Source organism: Streptomyces sp. NPDC001443 (genome assembly GCF_053597355.1).
This window is the reverse complement of record NZ_JBSFIA010000104.1, coordinates 1-1,132: the sequence shown is the minus strand read 5'-3', so window position 1 is coordinate 1,132 and position 1,132 is coordinate 1. Positions and strand designations below refer to the sequence as shown.

Sequence of the window (1,132 nt, the reverse complement as noted above, 5' to 3'; positions counted from 1 at the left end):
TGGTTCGTGGGATGGGGTCGTTTTTCAAGGAGTGTGGGCATGGGCGGTCGCGGTGGCCGCGGTGTCCGCACTTGTACAAGATCCGGTTTCGTACGGCGGCGGGGGCTCAGTCGGAGGAGTCGGGGTTCGCGACGCAGGACGCTGCGGTGGAGCGTTTGGTGGAGCTCTACAAGCTGCGGAAGGCGGCGCCGGCGGGGCGGTCGAAGGCGGAGCGGATCGCGAAGTACGGGGCGATGCGGTTCGAGCAGTACGCGGCTGAGTGGAAGGCCGGGCAGCGGGACCTGGCGCCGGCGTCGGTGCGCCATCTGGAGTCGCTGCTGGCGATCCATCTGGTGCCGTTGCTGGGGAGCCGGCGGATGGACACCTTCGACCACAAGGTGGTCGAGGGGTTCGTGCGGGACATGGAGAGCAACGGGGTGGGGCTGGCCGCGCAGGCCAACGCGTTCGACAAGTTGCGGGCGATCCTGCTGGACGCGAACCGGCTCGGGCTGTACGACGACAATCCCGTCGAGGGCGTGAAGCAGCCGCAGTACGACCCCAAGCGGGTCGTCATTCCCTCGCCCGGGCAGCTGCGGGGACTGCGGAGTGCGGGGGATGACGCGTTCCGTCTGGTCGTGGCGCTGATGAGCGGGTGCGGGATGCGCAACGGGGAGGCGTTCGCGGTCAACGTGAACAACATCGTCGCCGACGATGTCTACCGGATCACGGAGCAGGTCAACCGCACCACGAACGACTACGCCAGGCTCAAGCACCGCAAGGCGGGCGAGCACCGCGACGTGCCCCTGCCCGCCCACGTCAAAGAGACCATCGAGTGGTTCACGGAAAAGCACGGGACGGTCGAGGGCTATCTCCTGCGTCATCCCGGCGACCCGGCGCGGCCGTTCCCGCACTACCACATCGCCAATCAGTGGCGGCGGATGAAACAGAGCGGCCGCCTCGAGATCCCGGACGGGATGGTCGTCTACAGCCTGCGCCACTTCTTCGCGTCGAACTGCCTGACCCACGGCATACCCATCACCGACGTCGCCGAGTGGATGGGCCACAAGACCATCGCCGTCACCTTCGAGATCTACCGCCACCTCATGCCCGGCTCCCTGAGCAAGGCAGCCAAACTCCTCAACCACGACCTCAC

At 67.0% G+C, this 1,132-nt stretch carries 1 protein-coding gene; it reads left to right on the top strand.

The window, feature by feature from the left end; all coding sequences use genetic code 11:
* Nucleotides 1–11: 11 nt before the first annotated feature.
* Nucleotides 12–1,132 (top strand): tyrosine-type recombinase/integrase (locus ACWC24_RS41880; protein WP_450668171.1); only part of this gene is annotated, 1,121 nt, incomplete at its 3' end.